This window comes from Cellulomonas phragmiteti (assembly GCF_016862775.1).
Taxonomy (GTDB): domain Bacteria; phylum Actinomycetota; class Actinomycetes; order Actinomycetales; family Cellulomonadaceae; genus Cellulomonas; species Cellulomonas phragmiteti.
Genome location: NZ_BONP01000003.1, coordinates 161,159 through 186,769, shown reverse-complemented (window position 1 = coordinate 186,769; position 25,611 = coordinate 161,159). Strand labels below are relative to the sequence as shown.

General features: G+C 74.7%; 21 protein-coding genes. 10 read left to right on the top strand and 11 right to left on the bottom strand.

Features of this window, described 5'->3' with window-relative positions; all coding sequences use genetic code 11:
- The first annotated feature begins 4 nt into the window (after positions 1–4).
- The 3 genes from Cph01nite_RS04200 (at position 5) to Cph01nite_RS04190 (ending at position 4,159) form a co-directional block, all read left to right on the top strand.
- A complete protein-coding gene (locus tag Cph01nite_RS04200; RefSeq protein ID WP_203671380.1) occupies positions 5–358 on the top strand; it encodes a DUF192 domain-containing protein in 354 nt (117 codons plus the stop codon).
- Between the two features lie 244 nt (positions 359–602).
- Complete coding sequence (locus Cph01nite_RS04195; RefSeq protein ID WP_203671379.1) at positions 603–2,426, top strand: ABC transporter ATP-binding protein; 1,824 nt, start codon at positions 603–605, stop codon at positions 2,424–2,426.
- Positions 2,423–4,159, top strand: coding sequence for an ABC transporter ATP-binding protein (locus tag Cph01nite_RS04190; RefSeq protein WP_203671378.1), 1,737 nt, complete (start codon positions 2,423–2,425; stop codon positions 4,157–4,159). Before Cph01nite_RS04195 ends, Cph01nite_RS04190 begins: the two co-directional genes overlap by 4 nt.
- A 9-nt stretch (positions 4,160–4,168) precedes the next feature.
- Here the strand turns inward: Cph01nite_RS04190 and Cph01nite_RS04185 are convergent, their stop codons facing one another.
- A complete protein-coding gene (locus Cph01nite_RS04185; protein ID WP_203671377.1) occupies positions 4,169–5,065 on the bottom strand; it encodes an SURF1 family protein in 897 nt (298 codons plus the stop codon).
- A gap of 225 nt (positions 5,066–5,290) precedes the next feature.
- Between Cph01nite_RS04185 and Cph01nite_RS04180 the strand changes: the two genes are divergently transcribed.
- The 3 genes from Cph01nite_RS04180 to Cph01nite_RS04170 all read left to right on the top strand — a co-directional run bounded on the left by Cph01nite_RS04180 (position 5,291) and on the right by Cph01nite_RS04170 (position 11,256).
- On the top strand, positions 5,291–7,825 hold the full coding sequence (locus Cph01nite_RS04180; RefSeq protein ID WP_239069016.1) for a phosphoketolase family protein: 2,535 nt from the start codon (positions 5,291–5,293) through the stop codon (positions 7,823–7,825).
- Positions 7,826–7,918: 93 nt separating this feature from the next.
- A complete protein-coding gene (pta, locus tag Cph01nite_RS04175; RefSeq protein ID WP_203671559.1) occupies positions 7,919–10,039 on the top strand; it encodes a phosphate acetyltransferase in 2,121 nt (706 codons plus the stop codon).
- The gene (locus Cph01nite_RS04170; RefSeq protein ID WP_203671376.1) at positions 10,036–11,256 is read left to right on the top strand and encodes an acetate kinase; all 1,221 of its coding nucleotides are present in this window, start codon (positions 10,036–10,038) and stop codon (positions 11,254–11,256) included. Before pta ends, Cph01nite_RS04170 begins: the two co-directional genes overlap by 4 nt.
- A gap of 18 nt (positions 11,257–11,274) precedes the next feature.
- Here the strand turns inward: Cph01nite_RS04170 and Cph01nite_RS04165 are convergent, their stop codons facing one another.
- Positions 11,275–12,888 (bottom strand): succinic semialdehyde dehydrogenase, encoded by a 1,614-nt coding sequence (locus Cph01nite_RS04165; RefSeq protein WP_203671375.1) that lies wholly within the window; start codon positions 12,886–12,888, stop codon positions 11,275–11,277.
- A 116-nt stretch (positions 12,889–13,004) separates the two neighbouring features.
- Here Cph01nite_RS04165 and Cph01nite_RS04160 point away from each other — a divergent pair, with 116 nt between their 5' ends.
- From Cph01nite_RS04160 to Cph01nite_RS04145, 4 genes are all read left to right on the top strand, one after another.
- On the top strand, positions 13,005–13,538 hold the full coding sequence (locus Cph01nite_RS04160; protein ID WP_203671373.1) for a toxin-antitoxin system HicB family antitoxin: 534 nt from the start codon (positions 13,005–13,007) through the stop codon (positions 13,536–13,538).
- Between the two features lie 62 nt (positions 13,539–13,600).
- A complete protein-coding gene (locus tag Cph01nite_RS04155) occupies positions 13,601–14,443 on the top strand; it encodes a DUF4097 family beta strand repeat-containing protein (protein ID WP_203671372.1) in 843 nt (280 codons plus the stop codon).
- 40 nt (positions 14,444–14,483) lie between these two features.
- Positions 14,484–15,257 carry an ABC transporter ATP-binding protein gene (locus tag Cph01nite_RS04150; protein ID WP_203671371.1) on the top strand — a complete coding sequence of 258 codons (774 nt, stop codon included), beginning with the start codon at positions 14,484–14,486 and terminating at the stop codon, positions 15,255–15,257.
- Complete coding sequence (locus Cph01nite_RS04145; protein WP_203671366.1) at positions 15,257–16,081, top strand: ABC transporter permease; 825 nt, start codon at positions 15,257–15,259, stop codon at positions 16,079–16,081. The genes Cph01nite_RS04150 and Cph01nite_RS04145 overlap by 1 nt, the downstream gene beginning before the upstream one ends.
- A gap of 69 nt (positions 16,082–16,150) precedes the next feature.
- Here Cph01nite_RS04145 and ptsP read toward each other — a convergent pair whose 3' ends face one another.
- From ptsP to Cph01nite_RS04100, 9 genes are all read right to left on the bottom strand, one after another.
- Positions 16,151–17,863: a phosphoenolpyruvate--protein phosphotransferase gene (ptsP, locus tag Cph01nite_RS04140; RefSeq protein ID WP_239069014.1), complete on the bottom strand. Its 1,713-nt coding sequence runs from the start codon at positions 17,861–17,863 to the stop codon at positions 16,151–16,153.
- Complete coding sequence (locus tag Cph01nite_RS04135) at positions 17,860–18,159, bottom strand: HPr family phosphocarrier protein (RefSeq protein WP_203671364.1); 300 nt, start codon at positions 18,157–18,159, stop codon at positions 17,860–17,862. Before Cph01nite_RS04135 ends, ptsP begins: the two co-directional genes overlap by 4 nt.
- Before the next feature lie 37 nt (positions 18,160–18,196).
- Complete coding sequence (locus Cph01nite_RS04130) at positions 18,197–19,735, bottom strand: PTS fructose transporter subunit IIC (RefSeq protein ID WP_203671362.1); 1,539 nt, start codon at positions 19,733–19,735, stop codon at positions 18,197–18,199.
- The gene (locus tag Cph01nite_RS04125; protein WP_203671360.1) at positions 19,732–20,193 is read right to left on the bottom strand and encodes a PTS sugar transporter subunit IIA; all 462 of its coding nucleotides are present in this window, start codon (positions 20,191–20,193) and stop codon (positions 19,732–19,734) included. Before Cph01nite_RS04125 ends, Cph01nite_RS04130 begins: the two co-directional genes overlap by 4 nt.
- Position 20,194: 1 nt before the next feature.
- Entirely contained in the window at positions 20,195–21,142 is a 948-nt protein-coding gene (pfkB, locus tag Cph01nite_RS04120; RefSeq protein WP_203671358.1) for a 1-phosphofructokinase, read from the bottom strand.
- Positions 21,139–21,900 (bottom strand): DeoR/GlpR family DNA-binding transcription regulator, encoded by a 762-nt coding sequence (locus Cph01nite_RS04115; RefSeq protein WP_203671555.1) that lies wholly within the window; start codon positions 21,898–21,900, stop codon positions 21,139–21,141. Before Cph01nite_RS04115 ends, pfkB begins: the two co-directional genes overlap by 4 nt.
- Positions 21,901–22,095: 195 nt before the next feature.
- A complete protein-coding gene (locus Cph01nite_RS04110) occupies positions 22,096–22,533 on the bottom strand; it encodes a PTS mannitol transporter subunit IIA (protein WP_203671356.1) in 438 nt (145 codons plus the stop codon).
- A complete protein-coding gene (locus Cph01nite_RS04105; RefSeq protein ID WP_203671354.1) occupies positions 22,533–24,131 on the bottom strand; it encodes a PTS mannitol transporter subunit IIBC in 1,599 nt (532 codons plus the stop codon). Before Cph01nite_RS04105 ends, Cph01nite_RS04110 begins: the two co-directional genes overlap by 1 nt.
- A gap of 160 nt (positions 24,132–24,291) precedes the next feature.
- Entirely contained in the window at positions 24,292–25,332 is a 1,041-nt protein-coding gene (locus Cph01nite_RS04100) for a zinc-dependent dehydrogenase (RefSeq protein WP_203671352.1), read from the bottom strand.
- Positions 25,333–25,611 lie beyond the last annotated feature (279 nt).

Genomic DNA, 25,611 nt, shown 5'->3' with positions numbered 1-25,611 from the left:
CCCCGTGCACCGACTCCTGGTCGACGGTCGCGACGTGGCCGCGCTCATGCTGGCCGACACCTGGGCGCTGCGCGCGCGGGGGATGCTCGGGCGTCGGCGCCTGCCCGAGGCGATGTGGTTCGTCGACGAGCCCTCCGTGCACGGCGTCGGGATGACCCGGTCGCTCGACGTCGCGCAGCTCGACCGCGCCGGCGTCGTCGTCGCGGTGCACGTGCTGCGGCCGTTCGGCCTGGTCGTGCCCCGCGCCGGCGCCGTGGACGTGCTCGAGGCCCCGACCGGCAGCTTCCGGCGCTGGGACCTGCGCCCGGGCAGCGTCGTGGCACGCGTCGAGGGCACCCGTCCGGGCTCGGGAGACTGAGGCACCCACCGATCGTCCCGGTCGGCGGGGCCCCTGGGCAGGGCCCCCCGGCTCACCGTGGGCCCGGCCGTGGGGGGACGACCCGGGCGGCCAGGGCCCACGGGCCCAGTCGCCGGAGTTCACCCCCTGCGGGTGCGCCGTGCACACCTCCGCCGGGGCAGGTGAGCGCGCTCCTGCCGCCCTGCGCCGCCGCCCGGGAAAACGCCTTCGTGGGTGTCGGTGGCCCCCCGTAACGTTGCCCGACGTGCGTTCCCTCCCCCTGGCCGATCCCGGCACCCCACCGCTGCGCGGACCCGCCACCTACCTGTGGTGGATGGCCCGGCGCCAGTGGGGCATCCTGCTCGCCGCCGTCGCGTGCGGCGTCGTGCAGTTCGCCTGCCAGGCCTTCCTGCCCTACCTGACGGGTCGCGCGATCGACGACGGGCTCGAGCAGGGCTTCGGGCCGGACCTGCTGCGCGCCGCGGGCATGCTGCTGACGCTGGGCCTGGTCAGCGCCGGGGCGTCGGCGCTCGGCCACCGGTTCGACATCGCCAACTGGTTGCGCGCCGCGTTCACCACCTCCCAGCTGGTGGGGCGCACCTCGGCCCGCTCGGGCCACGCGATCACCGCCGAGCTGCCCACGGGCGAGGTCGTCTCGGCCGTCGCGAACGACGCGCTGCGCGTCGGTGAGGTGTTCGCGGTGATGGCCCGGTTCGTCGGGTCGCTGACCGCGTACGGCGCGGTGGCGGTTCTCATGCTGCGGGTCTCCGTCCCGCTGGGTCTGGTCGTCCTGCTGGGCCTGCCGACCGTCGCCGCCGCGCTCGGGCTGCTGGTCCGGCCGCTGCAGCGCCGGCAGTCGGCGCAGCGCGAGGCGTCGGGGCGCCTGACGACGCTCGGTGCCGACACCGTGTCGGGGCTGCGCGTGCTGCGCGGCATCGGCGGGGAGTCGGTCTTCACCGGGCGCTACCGCCGGCAGTCGCAGCTGGTCCGCGAGCGCGGTGAGCACGTGGCCGTCACGCAGTCGTGGCTCGACGCGCTGCAGGTGCTGCTGCCGGGCATGTTCGTCGCGGCACTCGTCTGGATGGGCGCGCACATGGCCCTGGCCGGCACGATCACCCCCGGCCAGCTCGTCACCACGTACGGGTACGCGGCGTTCCTGGCCTGGCCGGTGCAGAACGCCACCGAGTTCCTGCAGGCCACCACGCGTGCCGTCGTCGGGACGCGCAAGGTGCTCGCCGTCCTGCGGGTCGTGCCGGCGGCCGGCGCCGCGCCCGGCGCCACGGTCGCGATGCCGCCCGCGGGGTCCCCGCTGGTCGACGAGGCCAGCGGCGTCACCCTCGAGACGGGCCGCGTCGTCGCGCTCGTGTCGGCCGACCCGGACGAGTCCGCCCGCATCGCGACCCGGCTCGGGCGGTTCGACGACGCCGCGGAGGCCGGGACCCCGGTGCGCCTCGGCGGGGTGCGGCTGACCGACCTGCCCCTGGCCGAGGTGCGTCGTCGGGTCGTCGTCGCCGAGGCGATGCCGCAGCTGTTCTCCGGGACGCTCGCCTCCGGGCTCGACGTGCGGGGGCGCGCCGCCCGCGAGGACCTGCTGGCCGCGATCGGGCTGGCGGACGCGCAGGACGTGCTCGACTCGGTGCCCGACGGCCTCGACGGCGAGCTGCCCGAGAAGGGCCGCTCGCTGTCCGGCGGCCAGCGCCAGCGCGTCGCGCTGGCCCGCGCCCTGCTCACCGACGCCGAGATCCTCGTGCTGGTGGAGCCCACGAGCGCGGTCGACGCCCACACCGAGGCCCGCATCGCGGCACGGCTGGCCGACGCGCGCCGCGGTCGCACGACGCTCGTCGTGACGGCCAGCCCGCTCGTGCTCGACCACGTCGACGAGGTGCAGCTCGTGCAGGACGGCGCGCTCGTGGCCCGCGGGACGCACGCGGGCCTGCTCGACGGCGTCGCAGGCCCGCAGGTCGCCGCGACCTACCGCGACGTCGTCGGACGCCGTCTCGACGACGACCTGCCGGTCGAGCAGTCCTTCGACGACGCGCAGGACTCCCCCCTGTCCCCCGCGGACCTGTCCACCGGAGGTGCCGCATGAAGCTGCCCATCGCCGACGCGGCGACGGTGCGTGCCTACGCGGGCGCGCTCCTCGGCCGGCACCGCCGGCCGCTGAGCCGCCTCGCCGTGCTGCACACGCTCGCGGCCGTCGCCGGTCTGACGGGGCCGCTGCTGCTGGGCCGGCTCGTCGACGCGGTCACGCGCGGCACCGACGCGACGTACGTCAACACGCTCGTCGGCATCGGTGCGCTCGCCGTGCTCACGCAGACGGGCCTCATCCGGTACGCGCAGCGCGCGTCCATGCTGTTCGGCGAGAAGGTCTTCGCCGAGCTGCGCGAGGAGTTCCTCGAGACCGTGACGTCGCTGCCGCTGTCGGTGGTGGAGCGTGCCGGCACCGGCGACCTGGTCGCCCGCACGACCAACGACGTCAACAAGCTGCAGCACGCGGTCCGGTTCGGCGTGCCCCGGGTGATCGTCGCGGTCGTGACGGTCACGCTGACGGTCACGGCGTGCCTGGTCGTCGACCCGCTCGTGTCCCTCGGGCTCTTCGTCGGCGTGCCGTCGATGGTCCTGGTGGTGCGGTGGTACCTGCGGCGCGCGACGCCGGCCTACATCCGCGAGTCCGCGTCCTACGCGGTGCTCAACGGGACCATCACCGAGACCGTCGAGGGCGCGCGCACGGTCGACGCGCTGAGCCTGGCCGACGCGCGCGAGCGCCGCGTCGAGGAGGACCTGCGCGAGGCGTTCGCCGCCGAGCGCGCGACGCTGCGGCTGCGCACGATCCTGTTCCCCGGGGTCGACCTCGCGTTCGTGCTGGCGCCGGTGGCCGTGCTGGTGTGGGGCGGGTACCTCGCGTCGACGGGTCACGTCACCCTCGGCGCCGTCACGACGATCGTGCTGTACGCGTACCAGGTGACCGGTCCGGTGTGGGAGCTCATCTACTGGGTCGACGAGATCCAGGTCGCCGCCACGGCCCTCGCGCGGATCGTGGGCGTGCGGCTCGTCGACCCCGACCGCGAGGCGGGCGACGCGCGGCCCACCGACGAGCGCATCGCGACGCACGGGCTGCGGTACGCCTACCGCGAGGGCCACGACGTGCTGCACGGGATCGACCTCGACCTGGCACCGGGCGAGCGCCTCGCCGTCGTGGGGCCGTCGGGGGCGGGCAAGTCGACGCTCGGGCGCATGCTCGCGGGCATCCACCCGCCCACGGGGGGCACGGCGACGGTCGGCGGGGTGCCGCTGGTCGACCTGCCGCTCGACGAGCTGCGCGGCCACGTGGCCCTCGTCACGCAGGAGCACCACGTGTTCGTCGGCACGGTGGCGGACAACCTGCGCCTGGCGAAGGTCGAGGCCGACGACGCCGAGATCGAGCACGCCCTGCGCGCGGTCGACGCGTGGGAGTGGGTGCAGGGGCTCCCCGACGGCCTGGCCACCGAGGTCGGCTCCGGCGGGACCGCGCTGACGCCCGCCCAGGCCCAGCAGCTCGCGCTCGCACGCCTCGTGCTGCTCGACCCGCACACGCTCGTGCTGGACGAGGCGACGTCGCTGCTGGACCCGCGCGCCGCGCGGCACCTCGAGCGCTCGCTCTCCGCGGTGCTCGCCGGCCGCACGGTCGTCGCGATCGCGCACCGCCTGCACACCGCGCACGACGCGGACCGTGTCGCCGTGGTCGACTCCGGGCGCATCAGCGAGATCGGCCCGCACGACGAGCTCGTCGCGGCGGGCGGCGAGTACGCGGCCCTGTGGCGGTCCTGGCAGCACGAGTCCTGAGCGCGCGCGTCACCCCGAGGACGCGGCGGCCGGGTCCCGGTCGCGCGGCGCGGCCGGTGCGTCGTCGCCCGGCGGGACCGGTGCGTCGTCGCCCGGCGGGACCGGTGCGTCGTCGCCCGGCAGGACCGGTGCGTCGTCGCCGGGCAGCGGCGGCCGGCCGGCCGCCTCGTCGCGGACCAGCCGCCACCACAGCCCGGCGGCGAACAGCCCGAAGATCCACCACTGCGCCGCGTACGCGAGGTTCTGGACGTTGAGACCCGAGCCCGCGCGCGTCGGCGGGTCGAGGCCCACGAGCCCGCCGGCGGCGGCGGGGTCGGCGGGGTCGCTGGTCTGCACGACGAGGTAGCCGGTGTACACCGGGCCACCCCAGGCCGCCAGCAGCTGCGCGGCGCTGATCGCGTCGGTGCGCCCGTCGACGATCGGCGCGCCGGCCTCCTCCCCCACCTGGAGCCACCCGACGACCTCCACCTCGCCCGTCGGCGCGCCGGCCACGTCCGAGGTCGGCGACCAGCCGCGCACCACGGGCAGGACCGCGTCCCCCGCGGCGGTGGGCACGCGCAGGGGCGTCAGCACGAGGTAGCCGTCGGTGCGGCCGTCGTGCGCGCGGCCGGTGACCAGGAGCGTCGAGCCGTCGTCGTAGGTGCCGGTCACGACGGCCTTGCGGGCGACGAGGTCCCCGACGAACGTCTGCCCCGGGGCGAGCAGGTCGGCCAGCGGCTCGGGCTGCGCGGTCAGCACGCGCGCGGCCTCGCGCTCGGCCGACGCGGCGCCCCGGACCTCGGCGCGCTCGAGCTGCCACACGCCGAGGCGGGCGCACACCGCAGCCGCCGCGAGCAGGACCACGAGCAGGCCGAGCATCCGCGGCCGGACCGCGGCGCGCCACAGGGTGGTGGGGGTGTCGGCCACACCTCACGGTACCCGGCGTGACAGGCTCGTCCCGGTCCGCCGGGTGAGGCACGAGCGTTCACCCGGTGGTCCGTCCGGTGATCCTGCGGGGGTGCCTCAGGTGCGCTTGTATGGCTGTGGTCAGGAGCACAGGCCACGTGGGCCGGACGTCCCACCTCTGGGCCGGACCTCACGCAAGGCTGGGGATCGACGCAGCCGGACGGCACTTTCCCTCGGGAGGGACACATGACTTCCACCACCTCGGACCCGCAGCCCCACGCGGGTGCCGGTCCCATCGCCCCGGGGCTGTTCGCCGCCGCCGAGGCGCGCACCGCCTGGCGCAAGGGCGCGGGCCAGGTCGACGACGCCACGCTGCAGCGCATCGAGAAGTACTGGCGCGCTGCCAACTACCTGTCGGTCGGGCAGATCTACCTCCTCGACAACCCGCTGCTGCGTCGTCCGCTGCACCGCGACGACGTCAAGCCGCGCCTGCTCGGCCACTGGGGCACGACGCCCGGCCTGAACTTCCTGTACGCGCACCTCAACCGGGCCGTCGCCGAGCGCGAGCAGTCGACGATCTACATCACCGGCCCCGGTCACGGCGGTCCCGGCCTCGTCGCGAGCGCGTACCTCGACGGCACGTACTCGGAGGTCTACTCCGACATCACCGAGGACGAGGAGGGGCTGCGCCGGCTGTTCCGGCAGTTCTCCTTCCCCGGGGGCATCCCCTCGCACGTCGCACCCGAGACCCCGGGCTCGATCCACGAGGGCGGCGAGCTCGGGTACGCCCTGAGCCACGCGTACGGCGCGGCGTTCGACAACCCGCACCTGCTGGTCGCCGCGGTCGTCGGCGACGGCGAGGCCGAGACGGGCCCGCTGGCGACGAGCTGGCACTCGAACAAGTTCGTCAACCCGGCGCAGGACGGCATCGTCCTGCCGATCCTGCACCTCAACGGGTACAAGATCGCGAACCCGACCATCCTCGACCGCATCCCCGCCGACGAGCTGGCGGACCTCATGCGGGGCTACGGGCACACGCCCCACCTGTTCGTCGCCGGCTTCGACGACGAGGACGACCTGTCGATCCACCGCCGCTTCGCCGTCCTCCTCGACGAGGTCCTCGACGAGATCGCCGACATCAAGGCGCGGGCCGCGCAGGGCGACCTCACGCGTCCGATGTACCCGATGATCGTGTTCCGCACGCCCAAGGGCTGGACGGGTCCGGCGCAGATCGACGGCAAGAAGACGACCGGCTCCTGGCGTGCGCACCAGGTACCGCTGGCCAGCGCGCGCGACACCCCCGAGCACCTCGCGGTGCTCGAGGAGTGGCTGCAGTCGTACCGCCCCGAGGAGCTGTTCGACGCCACCGGGCGCGCCGACGCCGAGATCTCCGCGCTCGCACCCGCGGGCGACCTGCGGATGAGCGCCAACCCGCACGCCAACGGCGGCCAGCTGCTGCGCGACCTGCGCCTGCCGGACTTCCGCGACTACGCGCAGGACGTGCCGGCTCCCGGCGCGACGTTCGCCGAGGCACCGCGGGTGCTGGGCGAGTTCCTCACCGAGGTCATCCGCCGCAACCCGGACAACTTCCGGATCTTCGGGCCCGACGAGACGGCGTCGAACCGGCTGCAGGCCGTGTACGACGTCACGGCCAAGCAGTGGAACGCCGACTTCGAGGGGCCCGAGGTCGACGACCACCTCGAGCGCGCCGGCCGCGTCATGGAGATGCTGTCGGAGCACCAGTGCCAGGGCTGGCTCGAGGGCTACCTGCTGACCGGTCGCCACGGCCTGTTCACGTCGTACGAGGCGTTCATCCACATCGTCGACTCGATGTTCAACCAGCACGCGAAGTGGCTCAAGGTCACCAACCACATCCCGTGGCGCCGGCCGATCGCGAGCCTCAACTACCTGCTGTCGAGCCACGTGTGGCGTCAGGACCACAACGGCTTCAGCCACCAGGACCCGGGCTTCATCGACCACGTGGTCAACAAGAAGGCCGAGGTCGTGCGGGTGTACCTGCCGCCGGACGCCAACACGCTGCTGAGCACGTACGACCACTGCCTGCGCAGCCGGCAGTACGTCAACGTCGTCGTGTCCGGCAAGCAGCCGGCGCCGAACTTCCTCACGATGGAGCAGGCCGTCGCGCACTGCACGCGCGGCCTGGGCATCTGGGAGTGGGCGGGGTCGGAGGCGCAGGACGAGGAGCCGGACGTGGTCCTCGCGTGCGCGGGCGACGTGCCGACGCTCGAGGTGCTGGCGGCCGCCGACATCCTGCGGCGCGAGCTGCCGCAGCTCAAGGTGCGCGTCGTCAACGTCGTGGACCTCATGCGGCTGCAGGACGAGCGCGAGCACCCGCACGGCCTGTCGGACCGCGAGTTCGACACGATCTTCACGGCCGACCGCCCGATCGTGTTCGCGTACCACGGCTACCCGTGGCTCATCCACCGGCTGACGTATCGTCGCAACGGGCACGCCAACCTGCACGTGCGCGGGTACAAGGAGGAGGGCACCACAACGACGCCCTTCGACATGGTGATGCTCAACGACCTGGACCGGTTCCACCTGGTCATCGACGTCATCGACCACGTCCACTGGCTGCGCGCCTCGCAGGCAGGGCTGCGCCAGCGCATGGTCGACGAGCGCATCCGCGCCCGGCAGTACACGCGGACGCACGGCGAGGACATCCCCGAGGTGCGGGACTGGGTGTGGCCCGACGCGGGCGACGCGGCCTCCACCACGGAGATCGCGGCGTCCCTGTCGACCGGCGGTGACAACGAGTAGTCCGACCGTTCGCGGTCGCGTCCGGGCCCACCGGCCCGGACGCGACCGGACGACCACCACCCCCCACCCGGGGGACGAGGAGTGAGCAGCACAGTGGCCAGGACGATCTACGTCATGTCGGCCGAGGGAGACACGGGCAAGTCCGTCGTCGCCCTGGGCCTCGTCGACCTGCTGACGCGCACCGTGCAGCGTGTCGGCGTCTTCCGCCCCGTGGCACGCTCGACGGACGAGCGCGACTACGTCCTCGAGCTGCTGCTCGAGCACGACGGCGTCGACATCGCCTACGAGGAGGCCGTCGGCGCGACGTACGACGACGTGATCGAGGACCCCGAGGCCGCGCTGTCGCGGATCGTGTCGCGGTTCCACGACGTGGAGCGGCGCTGCGACGCCGTCGTGGTCGTCGGCACCGACTACACGGACGTCGCCGGGCCCACCGAGCTCGCGTACAACGCCCGGATCGCCGCCAACCTGGGGGCCCCGGTCGTGCTCGTCGTCAACGGCGCGCACCGCTCCCCCGAGGACGTGCACCACGCCGTCGACGTGGCCACCACGGAGATCGTCGCGAACCACGCCCAGGTCGTCTCGGTCATCGCCAACCGCTGCGCGCCGTCGTCGCTCGAGGAGGTGCGGTCGGCCCTGGCCGGCGAGGTCGCCGTGTGGGCGCTGCCGGACTCGCCCCTGCTGTACGCGCCCACGCTGCGTCAGCTGATGCACGCGGTCGGCGGCACGCTGGCCGGCGGCGACGAGGAGCTGCTGGGTCGCGAGGTGCTCGACGTGCTCGTCGGCGCCATGTCGATCGAGCACCTCCTGGACCGCCTGCAGGACGGCGCCGTCGTCATCACCCCCGGCGACCGCGCGGACGTGCTGCTCGGCCTGCTGATGGCGCACCAGGCGGACGGCTTCCCGTCGCTGGCGGGCCTCATCCTCAACGGCGGGCTCACGCCGGCCCCCACGATCCAGCGCCTGGTCGAGGGGCTCGGGTCCCGCCTGCCGCTGATCACGACGTCCCTGGGCACGTTCCGCTCGGCGAGCGCCGCGGCGGCGACCCGGGGTCGACTCACCCACGGCGCCCAGCGCAAGGTCGACACCGCCCTCGCGCTGTTCGAGCAGCACGTCGACGGCTCCGAGCTCCTGGCGATGCTGGACGTCCCGCGCCCCGGCGTCGTGACGCCCCTGATGTTCGAGTACGCGCTGCTGGACCGGGCCCGTGCCGACCGCAAGCACGTGGTGCTGCCCGAGGGCAACGACGACCGCATCCTGCGCGCGGCCTCGACGCTGCTGCAGCGCCAGGTCGCCGACCTCACGATCCTCGGCGAGGAGGCGGCGATCCGCGCGCGTGCGACCGAGCTCGGCCTCGACCTCGAGGGGGCCCAGGTGATCGACCCCAAGAACGGGGAGACGCTCGAGCGGTTCGCGGAGATCTACACGGACCTGCGGCGCCACAAGGGCATGACGACCGAGCGTGCCCGCGAGATCGTGTCGTCCGTGTCGTACTTCGGCACCCTCATGGTCCAGCTGGGCATGGCGGACGGCATGGTCTCCGGCGCCGTCCACACGACCGCCCACACCATCAAGCCGGCGTTCGAGATCATCAAGACGACGCCGGGGGTCGGCAGCGTGTCCAGCTGCTTCCTCATGTGCCTCGAGGACCGCGTGCTCGTGTACGCCGACTGCGCCGTCATCCCGGACCCCACCGCCGAGCAGCTCGCCGACATCGCGATCTCCTCGGCGGAGACGGCCGTGCAGTTCGGCATCGAGCCGCTCATCGCGATGCTGTCCTACTCGACCGGCGAGTCCGGGTCCGGAGCGGACGTCGAGAAGGTCCGCGAGGCGACGCGGCTGGTCCGCGAGCGCCGGCCGGACCTGTCCGTCGAGGGACCGATCCAGTACGACGCGGCCGTCGACGCGTCGGTCGCGAAGACGAAGATGCCGGACTCCGCCGTCGCGGGGCGCGCGACCGTCTTCGTCTTCCCCGACCTCAACACGGGCAACAACACGTACAAGGCCGTGCAGCGCTCGGCCGGTGCCGTGGCCATCGGCCCGGTCCTGCAGGGGCTGCGCAAGCCCGTCAACGACCTGTCGCGCGGCGCGCTGGTCCAGGACATCGTCAACACCGTCGCGATCACCGCGATCCAGGCGCAGGCGCTCGACCAGGCCGCTGCCGCGGCCGGCGAGGCCGGCACCGTCACCACACCGGAGGCACCTGCACGATGAGCACCACCACCCCGTCCGAGACGCCCCGCGCGAGCGTGCTCGTCGTCAACTCCGGCTCCTCGTCCATCAAGTACCAGCTCGTCACCCCGGACAACGGGGAGGCGATCGCGTCGGGCCTGGTCGAGCAGATCGGCGAGGGCGTCGGCGCCGTCAAGCACGTCGCGCACGGGACGACGACGCGGCGCGAGCTGCCCGTGCCGGACCACGCCGAGGGGCTGCGGATCGTGCTCGGCCTGTTCGACGAGATCGGGCCGGACCTCGAGGCCTCGCACGTCGTGGCCGTCGGCCACCGCGTGGTGCAGGGTGGGGCGTGCTTCGACGGCCCGGTGCTCGTGGACCGGGACGTCGAGCGCCTCATCGAGGAGCTGTCGCCCCTGGCACCGCTGCACAACCCGCCGAACCTCACGGGCATCCGCGTCGCCCAGGCGCTGCTGCCCGACGTCCCGCACGTCGCGGTCTTCGACACCGCGTTCTTCCGGCACCTGCCGGAGGCGGCGGCGACGTACGCGATCGACGCGCAGGTCGCCGCGGCGCACCAGGTGCGCCGGTACGGCGCGCACGGCACGTCGCACCAGTACGTGTCGCAGCAGGTCGCCGGGCTGGTCGGCCGCCCCCTGGAGGACCTCCACCAGATCGTGCTGCACCTGGGCAACGGGGCGTCGGCCTCGGCCGTGCGCGGCGGGGTCGCGGTGGAGACGTCGATGGGCATGACGCCGCTCGAGGGCCTGGTCATGGGCACCCGCTCGGGGGACATCGACCCCGCCGTGGTGTTCCACCTGCACCGCAACGCGGGCATGAGCATCGACGACATCGACGACCTGCTCAACCGCCGGTCCGGGCTCAAGGGCCTGTCGGGCGTCAACGACTTCCGCGCCCTGCACGACCTGGTGGCGGCGGGGGACGCCGGTGCGCGGCTCGCGCTCGACGTCTACCTGCACCGGCTGCGCAAGTACATCGGCGCCTACTACGCGGTGCTCGGACGCCTCGACGTCATCGCGTTCACCGCCGGCGTCGGGGAGAACGACGACATCGTGCGCGCGGGCGTGCTCAGCGGGCTCGAGGACCTGGGGATCGAGGTCGACCTCGCCCGCAACGAGGGCCGCAAGAGCGAGCCGACCGTCATCTCCCCCGACGGCGCCCGGGTCACGGTCCTGGTGGTCCCGACCAACGAGGAGCTGGCGATCGCCCGCCAGGCGCTGGAGGTCGTCGGCGCCTGAGCGGGCCGGCCGGCGTCCTCAGGGCAGGCGCAGCGCGCGCTCGAGGCGCAGCAGGCGGGTGAGCACGCGGGGCCAGACCTCGGGCCCGAGCTCGTGGATCTCGCGCATGCCGAGCCCCCGCCCCGTGTGCACGCCGCGCTGGGCGACGACGGTCTGCGTCCACGTCGTCTCCCACAGGCCCTCGCGACCGTGGCGGCGGCCGTGGCCGGACGCGCCGACACCGCCGATGGGGGCGCCGACGCTCCCCCACAGCAGGTGGTGCGTGTCGTTGACCATGACGGCACCGGCGCGCACCCGCGCGGCGAGCGCCGCGCCGCGCGCCGCCGACCGGGTCCACACGGCAGCGACGAGGCCCAGCTCGGAGTCGTTCATGGCGGCCACGGCCTCGTCGTCCGACGCCACCGGGGAGACGGCCACGACGGGCCCGAACGTCTCCTCGCGGTACGCGCGGGCCACCGGGGGCACGTCGGCCAGGACCGTGGGCTCGTAGACGTACGGCCCGACGTCGGGGCGCTGCTCGCCGCCCACGAGGACGGTCGCGCCGTGCCCCACGGCGTCCTCGACGTGCTCGACGACGCGGGCCAGCTGGTCGGGGCCGACCAGCGAGCCCAGGTCGGCGCGGTAGTCCAGCCCGACCCCGAGGCGCAGCGCGGCCGTGCGCCGCACGAGGGCGGAGACGAACCGGTCGTGCACGTCCTCGTGCACGTAGATCCGCTCGATGCTCGCGCACAGCTGGCCCGCGGACCCGAAGCACGCGCGCACGGCGCCCTCGGCGGCGGCCTCGACGTCGACGTCGGCGGCCACGTACATCGGGTTCTTGCCGCCCAGCTCGAGGGTGACGGGGACGCCGAGCTCCCCGGCGCGCGCCGCGAACACCCGGCCGGCGCGGGTCGACCCGGTGAAGCCCGCGTGGTCGACGTGCTCGAGGAGGGCCATGCCCACCGCCGGGCCCCCGACGACGACCTGCAGCAGGTCGGCCGGCAGGCCGGCGTCCTCGAGCAGCTCGGCGCACCACAGGAGCGTCAGGGCCGTCTGGGGGTCGGCGCGCAGGAGCACGGCGTTGCCGGCGACGAGCGCGGGCAGCGCGTCCCCGAGGCCGAGCGACAGGGGGTAGTTCCACGGTGTGACGACGCCGACCACGCCGAGCGGGTGCCGCAGCACGCGGGCCGAGGTCAGGGGGCCCATGAGTCCGCGGACCGTCCGGGGTGCGAGCAGGCGACGCGCCCGCAGCGCGTAGTAGCGCGCGGCGTTGGCGACGTCGCCGAGCTCCTCCCACGCGTGCGCGCGGGCCTTGCCGGTCTCGACCTGCAGCAGGTCGAGGACGTCGGACTGCCGCTCGAGCAGCAGGTCGTGGGCCCGCAGCAGCACCGCGGCGCGCTCGGCCACGGGTCGGGCCGCCCACAGGCGGTGCGCGGCACGGGCCCGGCGCGCGGCGTCCGGCAGGTCGTCGGGTGCGGTCAGCGGCACGGCCGCGATGGGCGCTCCCGTGAAGGGGGCGACCGCGGTCGACGTCGCGTGCCCCGGGCCGGCGACGACGCGTGCCAGGAGCGGGCGCACGTCGTCCGGCTCGAGCACGTACGTGGCGAGCGGGTCGGTCTCCGGGTCGTGCAGGTCGGCATGCTCGTGCGCCATCGCGTCAGCGTACGCCGCGCATCCGGGGGCTGCGGGCGGCGCGCCGCCGAACGCCACGCCGCAGGTGACACCACCACAGGCTTGTGGTGACGTCACTGTGGTGTCATGATGACGTCATGGATCTCACGCGCTACGTCGACGACCTGCAGGAGCGGCTGACGGCAGCCGCCGCCATCGGCGGCGACGAGGCTCGGCAGCTCGCCCAGCGGCTCACCACGCCGCTCGACGCCGCCGTCCGGCTCGTCCTGCTCGACGCGCTGACGGAGGCCGCCGGCGAGATCTCGGCCGAGCTGGCCCCCGGCTCCGTCGACGTCCGGCTGCGCGCTGGACTCCCGGAGTTCGTGGTCGACGCGGGAGCCCGCACGGACCCGACCGGCACCCCCGCGGCGCCCCGCCCGGCCGTCGCCACCCCACCCTCGACGCTCCCGGCACCCGACGACGAGGGCACGACCACCCGCACCACGCTGCGCCTGCCCGACCACCTCAAGGCACAGGTCGAGGTGGCGGCCGCGCGCGACGGCGTGTCCGTCAACTCCTGGCTCGTCCGCGCCGTCGCCGGCGCCCTCGAGCACCCCGTCGGCGGCCGGCCGGACCCGCAGCCGCGTACCGACCCGCGCGCCACGAACCGTCTCACGGGCTGGGTGCGCTGAGCACCACGAGCACCACGAGCACCGCGCTCACCCACGACCACCACGAACCCCCTGGAGCCCGCATGCCCACGTTCCCCGCCCCTGCGCCGGTCCCGGTCGTCGTGGACGTCCCGTTCGGCAACCTGCACGTGGTCGCCGGCGAGCGCGACGACGTCGTCGTCACGGTCCTGCCCGCCGACCCGACCAAGCCCGGCGCCGTGCGGGCCGCCGACGAGACCCGGGTCCGGCGCGACGGCGATGCCGTCACGATCGTGTACCCGGCCGCGTGGCGGCAGTACGTCCTGCCCTTCTCCGCCGGCGGTGCGACGGTGACGATCGAGCTGCCCGCCGGCTCGGACCTGCGCGGCAAGGCCGGCACGCTGTTCGCGGAGGGCCGGCTCGGCACCGTCGACCTGACCCTCAACGGCGGGGACGCCCGGGTCGAGGAGGTCGACCGCCTGGACCTCGTCGTGAGCGCGGGCTCGGTCGTCGCCGGGCGCGTCACCGCGTGCGCCCACGTGCGTGCCGGCGCCGGGAGCGTCCGCATCGCCGAGCTCACGGGTGACGGCGAGATCCACGCCCGCAACGGCGGCACGACCGTCGGCGCGCTCACCGGGACCCTGCGGGTCTCCGGGGTGCACGGCGACGTCGTGGTCGGCACCGTGCGCGGCACCCTCACGGCCAAGGCCGCGTCGGGCGGCATCCGCGTCGAGCGCGTCGAGTCCGGCGCGCTGACCCTCACCACGTCGTACGGCTCGATCGAGGTGGGCGTCCCGCCGGGCACGGCCGCCTGGCTCGACGTCGCCTCGAAGCACGGCACGGTCCGCACCGACCTGACCCCCGGGGACGGACCGGTCGACGACGACGCGACCGTCGAGATCCACGCCGGCACCGGCTACGGCCACGTCCTCGTCCGCCGCCCCTGACCCGTCCCACCACGCGACCCGACGCACCAGGAGGACCACCATGACCAGCGAACCCGCCGTGGACGTCCGCGGCCTGCGCAAGTCCTACGGCGACCTGACCGTGCTCGACGGGGTCGACCTGACCGTCGCCGCCGGCACCGTCACCGCGCTGCTCGGCCCCAACGGCGCCGGCAAGACGACGATCGTGGGCATCCTGTCCACCCTGCTGTCCCCCGACGGCGGCAGCGCCCGTGTCGCGGGGCACGACGTCGTCACGCAGGGCGACGCGGTGCGCCGCGCCATCGGCGTCACCGGGCAGGTGTCCGCCGTCGACGACCTGCTCACGGGCGTCGAGAACCTGCGCCTCATGACGGCGCTGCACCACCTCGGCCGGCGCGCGGGCCGCGAGCGCGTCGACGCGCTGCTCACGCAGTTCGGCCTGACGGAGGCCGCCCGCAAGCCGGTCTCGACGTGGTCCGGCGGCATGCGCCGCAAGCTGGACCTGGCGATGACGCTCGTCGGGTCGCCCGCCGTGGTCTTCCTCGACGAGCCGACGACGGGCCTGGACCCGCGCAGCCGCCGCACGCTGTGGGACGAGGTGCGCGCCCTGGTGGCGGCCGGCACGACCGTGCTGCTCACGACGCAGTACCTCGAGGAGGCCGACCACCTCGCGGACCGCGTCGCCGTGCTGGACCGCGGCCGCATCGTGGCCGAGGGCACCGCGGCCGAGCTGAAGTCGGCGCACGACGCCGGCTCCCTCGACGACGTCTTCCTGCGCCTCACCGAGCCCACGCCCGACGCCCCGTCCGCACCGACCACGAGGGAGGTGGCCTGATGACCACCGCGACGCTCCACCCCACCGCCGGCGCGCGCCCGCTGGCCGACCTGCTCACCATGCTGCGGCGCAACCTGCTGCGCGCCGTGCGCTACCCCGCCCTGACGAGCTTCACGGTCGTGATCCCCGTGCTGCTGCTCCTGCTGTTCGTGTTCGTGTTCGGCGGGGCGATCGGCGCGGGGGTCACCCCGGGCGCCGCCCCCGGCGCCGAGGGCCGCGCGGCGTACCTCGACTACATCACCCCCGCGATCCTGCTGTTCGCGGTGGTCGGCGCGGCGCAGAGCGTGGCGATCACCGCGGCGATGGACGCGCACAGCGGGATCATGGCGCGCTTCCGGACCATGGCGATCTCGCCCGGGTCGGTGCTCGGTGGCCCGGTGCTCGGCACCGTGGTCCAGGGCCTGGTCGCGGTCGCGGTCGTGCTCACGGTGGCGGTCGCGCTCGGCTTCCGGCCCGGCGCCGGGGTGCCGGGGTGGCTCGCGCTCGTCGGCCTGGTCGCGCTGGTGACGTTCGCGACGACCTGGCTCTGCGTCGCGATGGGGCTGGCCGCACCGTCGGTGGAGACCGCGTCGAACACGCCGATGCTGCTGACGGCCCTGCCGTTCCTCAGCAGCGGGCTCGTTCCCGTGGCGACCATGCCGGCGCCGGTGCGCGCCTTCGCCGAGCACCAGCCGTTCACCCCCGTCGTCGAGACGACCCGCGCGCTGCTGGCCGGCACCACGCCGGACGGCGCGACGGCGCTCCTGGCCGTGGGGTGGTGCGTCGCCGTCGCCGCGGTCGGCTACGCCTGGTCCCGGACCCTGTACCGCCGCGAGCGCCGCTGACCGCGCACGCCACGCACGCACGCACGCCGCACGGCCGGGCCCACCCACGGTGCGCCCGGCCGGGCGGCGTCACAGCGCGAGCGTCGCCCGGACGTCCGCGTCGACCAGGGCCAGCGCCGCCGCCCGCGCCTCGGGCGCGGTGCGCGCCCCCAGCGCGGCGTCGGCGATCTCCTCGCAGCGCTGCTGGGTGTGCCGGCGCAGCGCGTGCCGCACGGCGGGCAGCGCACCGGGGGCCGCCGACAGGCTGGTGACCCCCAGCCCGACGAGCACGAGCGCCATGAGCGGGTCGGCGGCGGACTCGCCGCACACGCCGACGGGCTTGCGAGTGGCTCGCCCGGCGCGAGCCGTCGCGGCGACCAGGTCGAGCACCGCGGGCTGCCACACGTCGAGCAGGTCGGCCAGCTCGCCGCGCAGCCGGTCGGTCGCCATCGTGTACTGCGCGAGGTCGTTGGTGCCGATCGAGACGAAGTCGACCTCCGCCAGGATGTCGGCGGCCCGCAGCGCCGCCGCGGGCACCTCGACCATGACGCCCACGGTCGCGACGCCCGCGGCGCGGGCGCGCTGCGCGAAGGCACGCGCCTCGTCGGGCGTCGCGATCATCGGGGCCATCACCCACGGCGTCGCGCCCGTGGCGGCCTGCGCCCGGACCAGCGCCGCGAGCTGGGTGTCGAGCAGCTCGGGGTGCGAGCGCACGAGCCGGTAGCCGCGCACCCCGAGCGCCGGGTTCTCCTCGTCCGGGAACGTCGCGAACGCCAAGGGCTTGTCGGCGCCCGCGTCGAGCGTGCGCACGACGACCTTGCGTCCGCCGGCCGCGCGCAGGGCCGCCGCGTAGGCGTCGGCCTGCTCCTCGACGGTCGGCGCCTGCACCCGCTCGAGGAACAGCACCTCGGTGCGGAACAGCCCGACCCCCTCGGCGCCCGCCCCGACCCGCTCCGCGTCCGCCGCGGTCCCGATGTTGGCGAGCAGCGCGACGGCGTGCCCGTCCGACGTGGCCCCGGGCGACGTGTCCTCGGCAAGCGCGGCCTGCGCCGTGCGGCGGCGCTCGTACGCGTCGCGCACCGCGTCGTCCGGGTGCGGCAGCACCGTGCCCGCAGCCGCGTCGACGGCCACGACCGTGCCGTCCTCGAGGTCCGTCACGCCGGCCACCCGCACGACGCACGGCAGCCCCAGCTGACCGGCGATGATCGCGGTGTGACCGGTCGGGCCCCCGAGCTCGGTCACGATGGCCAGCACGTGGGTGAGGTCGAGCGCGGCGGTGTCCGCGGGTGCGAGGTCGCGGGCCACCACGACCGACGGTCGCTCGAGGTGCGGCACGCCGGGGTCCGGCAGGCCCATGGCCCGGGCCACGACGCGGTCGCGCACGGAGCGCAGGTCCGTGACGCGCTCGGCCAGGTACCCGCCGGCCTGCTCGAACATGCCGGCGAACATCTGCACGACGGCGTCGATCGCCCCGACCGGCGGCTCGCCCGCGTCGACGCGCGCGAGGACCTGGCTGCGCAGCGCGGCGTCGTCCGCCATCTGCGCGGTGGCGGCGAGCACGTCGCGGACCGTGCCGGTCGCCCCCGCGGACTGCTCCCGCAGCGCCGCGGCGACCTCGGTGAACGCGCGCTCGACGACCTCGTGGACCTGCTCCGGCCCGGCGGGCTCGCCGTCGACGAGGAGCGGGGCGTCGGGCGGCAGGGCGGGGGCGGGACGCACGCACGCGACCGGCCCGACGACGGCCAGGCGCCCGACCCCCACGCCCTGCAGCACCCCGGGCGGCCCGGGCTGCGCCGTCGTCACGAGCCGGCCTGCGTCGCGTCCCCGGACGGCTCCGCGTCGAGGTCGGTCGCCAACAGCTCGACCAGCTCGTCGAGGACGCGGTCGGCCTGCGGGCCGTCGGCCGCGAGCGTGACCTCCTCGCCGTGCGGGACGCCCAGCGACATGACGAACAGGATGCTCGACGCGTCGACGGGCGCGCCGCCGGACCTCGCGATGGTCACAGGGACGCCGCTGGCGGCCACGGCCTGGGTGAACAGCATCGCGGGGCGGGCGTGCAGCCCGACGCGGGACGCGACGACGACGGTGCGCTCGGTCATGGGTTCTCTCCTTCGAGACGGGCGGGTGCGGGGGGCGTCAGGCGGACGGTGCGACCAGCGCGGGGTCGCGCTGCTCCTCGGCGGCGCGCTCGGCGCTCACGACAGGGTCGTGCGCGAGCGTCTTGAGCAGGACCACGACGGCCGCGGTGACGAGCGTCCCGACGACGACGGCGGCCAGGAAGCCGAGCGGGTTGCCGATGAGCGGCAGGACCCACACGCCGCCGTGCGGGGCGACGAGGGTCGAGCCGGACGCCATCACGAGGGCACCGGTGACGCTGGAGCCGACGACCGAGGAGACGATGACGCGCCACGGGTCGGCGGCCGCGAACGGGATGGCGCCCTCGGAGATGAACGACGCCCCGAGCAGCCACGCGGCCTTGCCGTTCTCCTGCTCGGCGTGCGTGAACAGTCGCTTGCGGACGGTCGTGGCCAGCGCCATCGCCAGCGGTGCGACCATGCCGGCCGCCATCACGGCGGCCATGATGCGGTACTGCGTCGCGTCGGAGGCCAGCCCCTGCGTGGCCAGGCCGGTGACGGCGAACGTGTAGGCGACCTTGTTGACCGGACCCCCGAGGTCGAAGCCCATCATGGCGCCCAGCAGGACGCCCAGCAGCACCACGCTGGACCCGGACAGGCCGTCGAGCCAGCCCGTCAGCCCGTCCATGGCCGCGGCGATGGGCCGGCCGATGAGCACGAGCATCACGACGCCGACGACCGCGGAGGACAGCAGCGGGATCACGACGACGGGCATGATGCCGCGCACGCCCTTGGGGACGTTCCAGCGGCTGATCCACAGGGCCACACCACCGGCGAGGAAGCCGGTGACCAGGCCTCCGAGGAACCCGGCGCCGACGAACCCGGCGGCGGCCCCGCCGAGGAACCCGGGCACCAGGCCCGGCCGGTCGGCGATCGCGTAGGCGATGAACCCGGACAGCACCGGCACGAGGAAGCCGAACGCGAGCTGGCCCGTCGCGAGCAGCACGACCGCCCAGTGCTGCAGCGACAGCGGGTCGAACGCTGCGACAACCTGCGCCTGGTCGACCCCGGTCACCTCGATGGCGCCCTCGGCGCCACCCCAGGCGACCTGCGCGAGCATGAACGACAGCGCGATGAGGATCCCGCCCGCGGCGACGAACGGGATCATGTAGGACACGCCCGTCATGAGCCACTTGCGGACGTTCGTGCCGGCGCCGGCGTTCCGGTCGGCGGCGCGCGGGCCGGCGGCGGCGGGAGCGGCGGCCGGCGTCTCCCCCGCGCCGGCCGGCACCCCCGCCTCGACGGCCGCGACGGCCGCGGCAATGACGCCCGGCGCGTCGTGCACGGCCTTCTTGACGCCGACGTCGACGAACGGCTTGCCAGCGAACCGCTGCTTGTCCTTGACCTCGAGGTCGGCCGCGTAGATGACGCCGTCCGCCGCGGCGATGAGCGCGGGGTCGAGCGGGGTCGAGCCGGCCGCGCCCTGGGTCTCGACGTGGACCTCGTGGCCGGCCGCCTTCCCGGCCTGCTCGAGCGCCTCCGCGGCCATGTAGGTGTGGGCGATCCCCGTGGGGCACGAGGACACGGCGACGAGCTTCATGACGGCACGACCTCTCGGGTGACGATCTCGGCGACGGTCGCCGCGTCGGGGGCCTCGAGCAGCGACGTGCGGAACGACTCGTGCACGAGGCGTCGCGCGAGCGCGGCGAGGATCTGCAGGTGGTCGGCGTCGCCCGACGCGGGCGCGGCGATGAGGAAGACGAGCCGCGCGGGCCCGTCGGGGGCGCCCCAGTCGACGCCCTGGGCGAGCTTGCCGACCGCGAGGCTCGGGACGACGACGTGCTCCGAGCGGGCGTGCGGCAGGCCGATGCCTCCGGGCATGCCGGTGGCCATCTGCGCCTCGCGCGCGGCGACGTCGGCCGCGAAGCCGTCGCCGTCGGTGACGCGACCGGCGGCGACGAGCAGCTCGATCAGGCGGCGCGTCACGTCGGTGCGCTCGGTCGCCGCGAGGTCGACGGCGACCAGGTCGGCGGTGATGAGCGGGGTGGTGGTGCTCATGTCACAGCTCCTTCAGCGGGAGGTCGGGGTCGGGCTCCTCGACGACCCGGACGGCGTCGAGGTCGAGGTGGGCGGGGGACGGCACCTCAGTGCCGGGCAGGAGCACGGCGGCGCGCCCCCACGCCACGGCGGTGCGCAGCTTGTCGGCGCACGTGCCGGTCCCGGCGAGGAACCCGGCGAGCGTGGAGTCGCCGGCGCCGACGGTCGACAGCGGCACGAGCGGCGGGCCCCCGGCCCACCAGGTGCCGTCGGCACGCACCAGCATCGCGCCGTGCGCGCCGAGGCTGACGAGCACGGCCGACGTGCCCTGCGCGATCACCTCGCGCGCGGCACCGACGACGTCGCCCACGGTGCGCAGCTCGCGACCGACGAGCTCGGCGAGCTCGTCGTCGTTCGGCTTGACGAGGCTGAGCCCGCCCGAGCGGACGGCGCGGGCGAGCGGCGCGCCGGAGGTGTCGAGCGCGACCGGCACGTTGTGCCGGCCGGCCAGGCCGGCGAGCCGGACGAAGAACGCGTCGCCCGCCCCTGCGGGCAGCGAGCCGGCGGCGACGACGACCCGCGGGCCGTGCGTGAGCTCGTCCTCGACCGCCGCGAGCAGCGCGTCGACCTCGGCGTCGGACAGCCGGGGGCCGGGGGCGTTCACCTTGGTGGTGGCGCCGTCGGACTCGACGAGCGTGATGTTGGTGCGGGTGTCCCCCGCCACGGCCACCGGGACGGCGGGGACGCCGTGCTCGGCGAGCAGCCCGACGAGCCGCGCGCCGTCGGCGCCGCCCACCGGCACGACGGCGACGGACGCCTCGCCGTGCCGCACGAGGGCGCGCGCGACGTTGATGCCCTTGCCCCCGGGGTGGACGTGGGCCGCGTGCGCGCGGTTGACCTCGCCGACCTCGAGCCGGTCGACGTCGAGCGCGCGGTCGAGGCTGGGGTTGGGGGTGACCGTGACGATCATGCGCGCACCACCCGGGTGCCGGCGGCCTCGATCTCGTCGGCGAGCTCGGGCTGCACGTCGGAGTCGGTGATGAGGGTGTCGACGTCCGCGAGCGCGGCGACGCGGGCGAGGTCGACGCGGCCGACCTTGGTGTGGTCGGCGAGCACGACGGTGCGGCGGGCGGCGGTCACCAGGGCGCGCTTGACGGCGGCCTCGGCGAGGTCGGGGGTGGTCACGCCGTGGTCGGCGGTGATGCCGTTGGCACCGAGGAAGGCGACGTCGACGTGGATCTCGGCGAGGTCCCGCAGCGCCCAGGTCCCGACGGCCGCCAGCGTGCGACCGCGGACGGTCCCGCCGACGAGGTGCAGCGTGGTCCCGGGGCGCGTGGCGAGCACGGTCGCGACGGGCAGGGCGTGCGTGACGACGGTGAGCTCGCGGTCGGTCGGGAGCAGCTCGGCGAGCCGGACGGTGGTGGTGCCGGCGTCGAGGATCACGGCTCCGCCGTCGGGCAGCTCGTCGAGCGCCGCCTTGGCGATGCGCTCCTTCTCCCCCGAGAGCAGGCCCTCGCGGTCGGCGAGGCCGGGCTCGAAGCCGAGGCGCTCGACGGGGATCGCGCCGCCGTGGACCCGGCGGACCAGGCCGTGGCGCTCGAGCGCGGTGAGGTCGCGCCGGATGGTCTCGGCGGTCACGTCCAGCTCGGCGGCCAGGCCCGTCACGTCGACGCGACCGTCGGCGCGCGCCCGGGTGAGGATCTGCTGGTGTCGCTCCGGTGCGTACAACATCGACTCCGTCGTCCGGCGCCGCCCCGAGTGGCGACTGAGTCCAGCATCACCCGGGGCGAACGGTCTGTCAAGGCGATTCGGGCACGTTCGGACATGAACAGACGCCCGTTTGTGTGGCATCGGGCATCCGGCACGGATCGCCCGACGCGGGTGCGGCCCGGCGCGCGACGCGCCGGGCCGCACCGTGGTCGCTCAGGCGTCGTTGACCCTGCCCAGCGCCGCGTACAGCTCGTCGGGCGTCTGCGCCGCCGCCACCGCCGCCGCCTGCTCGGGGTCGACGAAGACGAGCGCGATGCGGGACAGCACCTCGAGGTGCTCACCACCGGCGCCCGCGATCCCCACGACCACGCGCACCGGCACGCCCTTCCAGTCGATCGGCTCCGCGTAGCGCACGACGCAGACGGCCGACCGGTGGATGAACGGCGTCGCGTCGAGCGTCCCGTGCGGGATCGCCAGGCCGTTGCCCATCGCCGTCGTCATGGTCCGCTCGCGCTCGAGCATGCCGTCGACGTACCCGGGCTCGACCGCCCCGGACGACACGAGCAGCGCACCCGCCTCGCGGACCGCCTCCTCGTACGTCCGGGCCCGGCCGTCGGCCACGCACAGCTCGCGCGTGAGGACCTCGCCCATCAGGACGCCCCGGGCCGGGCGGCCTGCGCCGCGACGACCTCGGCGACGACCTCGTCGTACACCGGGCTGTTCATGAAGTTGTCGACCGACACGTGCCGCGTCGTCGGCGCCTGGAGCCGCGCGCGGTGGGTGAGCTCGCGCTGGCTGATGACGAGGTCGGCGCCGTCGTCGAGGTTCGCGACCGCCTTGTTGACGACCTCGACGCCCTCGACGCCGGCCTTGCGCAGCTTGTCGCGCAGCACGGCCGCCCCCATGACGGAGGACCCCATGCCCGCGTCGCACGCGAACACGACGAGCCGCACCGGCCCGGCGACCGCGTCACCGGTCGCCGGCTCCTCGGCGCCGTCGGACGCCACCAGGGCCGACAGCGCCGCGCTCGACCTACCCTTGTTGGCCTCGGTCTGCGCCACGGCCGCGGCGAGGTCGCCGCTGCTGCCCGCGGCCAGGTCACGCGCCCGCGTGGCGCGCAGGATCACGGCGGCGACGAGGAACGACACGACGGCGGACAGCAGCACCGACAGCGTGACACCCAGGTAGCTGTCCCGCGCCGTCTGCGCGTACACCGCGAAGATGCTCCCCGGCGAGGCCGGTCCGACCAGGCCGCTGCCGAACACCGCGTTGGTCGCGACACCGGTCGCCCCGCCCGCGATCGCCGCCACGATGAGCGCCGGCTTCATGAGCACGAACGGGAAGTACACCTCGTGGATCCCGCCGAAGAACTGCACGACGATCGCCCCCGGGGCGGTCGAGCGCGCGACGCCCACGCCGAGCAGCGTGTACGCCAGCAGGATGCCCAGGCCGGGGCCGGGGTTCGCCTCGACGAGGTACAGCAGCGACTTGCCGTCCGTGACGACCTGCTGCGCGCCGAGCGGCACGAGCACGCCGTTGCCGATCGCGTTGTTGAGGAACAGCACCTTGGCCGGCTCGACGATCACGCTCATGAGCGGGAGCAGGTGGTTGTCCGCCAGCCAGCCGACCAGGTCGCCCAGCCAGCCGCTGATCTGGGTGACCAGCGGCGCGATCCCGAAGAACGCGCCGACCGAGAGCGCCCCGCCGACGATCGCGGCGGAGAACATGTTGACGAGCATCTCGAAGCCGGGACGGATGCGCCCGTCCCACAGCGCGTCGACCTTCTTCATCACCCACGCGGCGAGCGGGCCCATGAGCATCGCGCCGAGGAACATCGGCACGGTGCTGCCGACGATGATGCCGAGCGTCGCGATCGTGGCGACGACGCCGCCACGCTCGCCGTGCACCATCCGGCCGCCGGCGTTCGCGATGAGCAGGGGCAGCAGGAACGTCACCATCGGGCCGACGAGGCCGAGGTACTGACGGAACGTGGTCCCGTCCTCGGCCACGACGAGCTGCGTCGCGGCACCCTGCCACGCACCGGGCAGGTCGGCGTTGCCGAACCCGCCGAGCACGCCGTTGGGCAGCCACCCGACGGAGATGAACAGGGCGGTGATGAGGCCCCAGGCCAGGAAGGCCGGGAGGTTGGGCATGATCATGCCCGTGAGGAAGGCGCCGAACCGCTGGAGACGGACCTGAGCGGTCCGTCCCCGGGCGAGCGTCGGCGCGGCAGGTGCGGTGGTCGTCATGCCGTTCACACTCCGCTGGGTCGGGCCGGGGCCGTGGCCCCCGGCCGGTGATCGTCGTTGATCGGGTCCTGCGCCGCCGCTGCCCACGACGGGTGGTGCCGTGCTGCCGTGCTGCGACCCGGCCGGCCGGAGGGGGGCGTGGCCGGCCGGGTCGGGTCCGTCAGGGCTCGATGGTCACCTTGATGCCGGCGCCGGAGCGCACGACGTCGATGCCCTCGGCGACCCGCTCGAGCGGGAGCCGGTGGGTGATGAGGTCGGCGACGGGCACCGAGCCGTCCGCGATCATCGCGAGCGCCTTGCGGTTGTGCTCCGGGCTCGAGCCGTTGGCGCCGACGATGGTCAGCTCCTTGTAGTGGACGAGGTTGGAGTCGAGCGTGATGGTCGGCCGGTCCTTCGGCAGCCCGCCGAAGAAGCTGATCCGGCCGCGCGGCGCGACCATGCGCAGCGCCTGCTCCTGGGCGGCACCCGACGCCGCCGCCGTGATGACGACGTCGGCACCCCGACCGCCCGTCAGCGCGAGGACCTCCTCGACCGGGTCGACCTCGGACGCGCAGATCGCGGCGTCAGGGCCGACGACGGCGGCGGCCATGTCGAGCCGCTCGCGGCTGAGCTCGACGAGGTAGACCGCGGTCGCGCCGCGGGCCCGGGCGAGCCGCACGTGCAGGCAGCCGATGGGACCGGAGCCGACGACCACCACCGTGTCGCCGTCGTGCACGTCCGCGATCTCCTGGGCGTTGATCGCGCACGCGAACGGCTCGGCGACCGAGGCCTCGGCGTAGCCGACGCCGTCGGGGATGCGGTTGAGGCCGTCGACCGCGAGCACCGTGGCGGGCACGACCATGGACGGCGCGAAGCCCCCGTCGTAGTCGTAGCCCATGGAGACCTGGTGCGGGCAGATGGTCTGCAGGCCGCGGGCGCACCAGTCGCACGTCCCGCACGGGATCGCGGCGATGACCTGCACGCGGTCGCCCGGCTCCCACCCCTGGACGCCCTCGCCGACCTGGACGATCTCGCCGGCGATCTCGTGCCCCATGACGCGGGGCGGGACGATGCGCTGGTGCCCGGAGGTCGAGATCTTGACGTCGGTGCCGCACATCGAGCAGGCGCGGACCCGGATCTTGACCTCCCCCGCCGCGGCCTCGGGCTCGGGCGCGTCCTCGAGACGGACGTCACCGGGGGCGTAGAAACGGAAGACCTTCATCGCTCTCCTCGCGGGCACGTGCGGAGCTGCGTCGCTCCGCGTCCGGGACAAGAATCACCGCCCGCAGGCGCGATGTCAACCAATCCCCACATCTTCGGCGGCAAACGGGCGTCACTCTTTCGCCCGAATCAGCGCAGAACGCCGAAGCCACGTGGCCCAGCCGCCCGCGCGGAGCCCAAGCGGGCACGAACGGGCGTACCCGGCGCGGTGTCGCGGACGTCACTCCCCTACGCCGAGCGCGTGCCGTAAGGTAAGGCTCACCTACTGAGCCCGCACCCG